This is a genomic window from Protofrankia sp. CiP1_Cm_nod2 (genome assembly GCF_920664355.1).
Lineage (GTDB): Bacteria > Actinomycetota > Actinomycetes > Frankiales > Frankiaceae > Protofrankia.
This window is the reverse complement of sequence record NZ_CAKKTL010000055.1, coordinates 20,755-23,750: the sequence shown is the minus strand read 5'-3', so window position 1 is coordinate 23,750 and position 2,996 is coordinate 20,755. Positions and strand designations below refer to the sequence as shown.

3 protein-coding genes, 2 tRNA genes and 1 pseudogene are annotated in these 2,996 nt (G+C 71.0%); 2 read left to right on the top strand and 4 right to left on the bottom strand.

Annotation, left to right across the window (positions count from 1 at the left end; all coding sequences use genetic code 11):
- Positions 1-268, top strand: a 268-nt coding sequence (locus NBW84_RS08595) for a hypothetical protein (RefSeq protein ID WP_445548668.1), incomplete at its 5' end; no start/stop codon positions are given.
- Positions 269-579: 311 nt separating this feature from the next.
- Here the strand turns inward: NBW84_RS08595 and NBW84_RS08590 are convergent.
- From NBW84_RS08590 to NBW84_RS08580, 3 genes are all read right to left on the bottom strand, one after another.
- Positions 580-652 (bottom strand) — tRNA-Glu (locus tag NBW84_RS08590).
- A 59-nt stretch (positions 653-711) separates the two neighbouring features.
- Positions 712-783: transfer RNA gene (locus tag NBW84_RS08585), tRNA-Gln, on the bottom strand.
- A gap of 170 nt (positions 784-953) precedes the next feature.
- Positions 954-1,733, bottom strand: a complete 780-nt coding sequence (locus NBW84_RS08580; RefSeq protein WP_250283406.1) for a fumarylacetoacetate hydrolase family protein — start codon at positions 1,731-1,733, stop codon at positions 954-956.
- 268 nt (positions 1,734-2,001) lie between these two features.
- Here NBW84_RS08580 and NBW84_RS08575 point away from each other — a divergent pair, with 268 nt between their 5' ends.
- On the top strand, positions 2,002-2,256 hold the full coding sequence (locus NBW84_RS08575) for a hypothetical protein (RefSeq protein ID WP_250283405.1): 255 nt from the start codon (positions 2,002-2,004) through the stop codon (positions 2,254-2,256).
- 406 nt (positions 2,257-2,662) lie between these two features.
- Here NBW84_RS08575 and NBW84_RS08570 read toward each other — a convergent pair.
- A pseudogene (locus tag NBW84_RS08570) lies at positions 2,663-2,996 on the bottom strand (hypothetical protein); the annotation flags it as partial.

Below are 2,996 nucleotides of genomic sequence, written 5' to 3'. Positions count from 1 at the left end.
CCCGACCCGCACCGCAGCCGCCATGGACCCGACCTGCGCCGGCCCGACGTCCCCACTCACCCCGCTGCCCTCGCTCGCCACGGCGACGCAGGCGGTCGCCACGAAGGAGCCGGCCGAGGGCACCGTCCCCCGGCTGCGTCTGATCACCACCGGCCGCCGGGCGGGCGAGACCGTCCACGGCCGCGGCGGCCCGAGCTCCTGCGGCTGCCGGGAGTGCGCGATGGCCCGTCACCCCGCGTCCCTCCCCCGCCTCGCGGTAGTCCGGTAGTCGGCGGCCGCATAGCCCGACCGGGTGATGTCGTGCCGGCCCGGCTGGCACGACATCACGGCAGGAGCCGGCTGGCGAAAGCCCGCGGGCAGCGCCCGCTGGCCAGGTCTCGGACTTCCCAGGTGAACCGGCTGGGCCAGGTGAACCGGCTGGACCGGGTGGGACCGGGTGGGACACAGCACCGCCCCTCAGGCCGTCACCTGACGGCGCGACAGCAGGCAACGGCCGGACAGCCGACAACCGAACGCGACACAAAGGGCCGTCGACCATGATCACTCAGGTCGACGGCCTTTGCCATCCATATTCCGATGTAGCCCCGACCGGATTCGAACCGGCGCTACCGCCTTGAGAGGGCGGCGTCCTAGGCCACTAGACGACGGGGCCAACTGTTCTCTTTTTCCACCTTCGGACGGCTCCCACCCTACAGCAGGGAACGCCCGAAGCTGGGGTACCAGGACTCGAACCTAGACTAACGGAACCAGAATCCGTTGGGCTGCCAATTACCCCATACCCCAAGGCTGCCCTTGCGGGCGAGGCTTACTGTACCGCATCAGCGCGGGGAGCAGGGCGGCAAGCAGCCGCGACGCTCCCCGGCGCGTCGGCCCGCCGGGACTGCCGGGGCCGCCGCCGGGACTGCCGGGGCTGCCGCCGGGACTGCCGGGGCTGCCGGCCTCGGCCGGCGCTGTCAGCGGGCCACGACCGGGTTGGTGAGCGTGCCGATGCCCTCGACCGTGACGGCCACGGTCTGGCCGGGGCTCAGCGGGCCGACACCGGCCGGTGTCCCGGTCAGCAGCAGGTCGCCGGGCAGCAGGGTCATCGCCGCGGACATGTAGGCGATCAGCGACGGGATGTCGTGCACCAGCAGCTTCGTGCGCGCGTCCTGCCGCAGCTCGCCGTCGACGGTGGTGCGGATCGCCAGGTCGGAGGCGTCCAGGTCGGTCTCGATCCAGGGGCCGACCGGGCAGAAGGTGTCATGCCCCTTGGCCCGGGCCCATTGGCCGTCCGCCTGCTGCTGGTCACGCGCGGTCACGTCGTTCGCGCAGGTGTAGCCCAGGACGACGTCCAGCGCGCGGGCCGCCGGGACGTCCCGGCACAGCCGCCCGATGACGATCGCCAGCTCGCCCTCGTAGTCGACCCGGTCGCTGTCGACGGGCAGCGCGACCGGGTCCCCCGGCCCGACCACGCTCGTCGACGGCTTGAGGAAGAGCACCGGACGCTGTGGCACGGCGTCCCCGCCCATCTCCCGGACGTGGTCGGCGTAGTTCTTGCCGACGCAGAGCACCTTGCTGGGCAGCACCGGCGCGAGTAACCGCACGTCGCCGAGCGCGTGCCGGGCCCCGGTGAAGCTGAACGCGCCGAACGGATGGGGGGTGATCGTGGCCACGGTCGCCTCGCCCGTCTCGACCGAGCCCTCGACGACGCCGAAGGCCGGCTCCGTCCCGTCTGTGAACCTCGCGATACGCACCCTGCCGACGTTAACCGGCCGGCCCGTTGCCGGCGACGCCCGTGAGGTGCCGAAACGGCCCGTTCGTCATCCGGCGGGCGGCGCAGGCCACAATCACGGTGGGGCATGGGACCGGTTTCGCGTGCCCCCGAACCACGCATACCCTCAGCCGCGCGGCCCCGTGCACGTTCGCCCTTCGTGCACGTCCACACAGTCACGTCCACACAGCACAGCGGTGCACGCCCGTCAGCGGTGCGCGCCCACACAGCGCCAGTCCGGAAGGAGCCAGGTGAGCGAGATCACACCCGTCTACGATGTCGGCGCGCCGGAGCCGAAGCCCATCGACGAGGAGCTGAGCGTCAAGCTCGGCCACCTCGCCGAGGACGCCATCCTGCGCGGCAAGCCCAACGGCGACGAGCGGTGCGACAACTGCCTGTACTACCTCGACACCGACAAGGACATCACCTACTGCTGGCACCCCAAGCTGCGCATCCTCGTCGGCGGCGACTGGTGGTGCCAGTGGTGGGAGGAGATCGAGGACTGACCCCGCGGGCCCGCGGCCCGTTCCCGACAGGTCCGGTCCGCGGCCTGTTCCCATACATGGATCGTCCATACGTTGGCGGCCTGTCCCGTCAGCGAGCAGCCCGGCCGGCTGACGAATGTCAGCCCGGTCGGTGGGCGTCAGTCCAGCCCGTCCGCGAACACGGCAAGGGCCGCGGCGAGCGTGTGATCGAGCAGAGCGGCTACCTCCGGCCAGCGGGCTTCCGGCTCGTCGGTGTACACAAACGTCGCGCTCTCCGTTTCGGTGGGCCGTAGGGCCTGTACCGGCAGAACCCGCCCACCCGGACCGGCCTCGTCAACCGGTGCCGGTTCGGCATCCGCGACGATTTCAGCAAGGACGGTGAGCGCAAGCACGCCAGCAGACAGCGGGGAAGCCCGGACTCGTCATATCAGCCCATCCGCGATCTCCGGAAAGGCCATCGCCGACGTCGTGGGCTTCTCCTGCTGTGGTCGGCCTCTTCCGGAGAGCCTATGTCGAGGCCGATTCCACGTGCTATCCGCGTCGCTTCGTCCAGCATCGCCCTGCCGCGCTCGCGGTCGTCGCTACCGGATAGAAGCTGGCCGAGCTGCACGAGCGAGATCACGAGATCCCGCTGCTTGCCGGCATTGACCGGATCCGCCTCCGCCAACCGCCGGCGGATCGCCAGACCGTCGGTGAACAACTGCTGCGCACGGACCGTGTCCCCCACCGCGACCGCGACATCCCCCAGCTTCTCGTAGGAG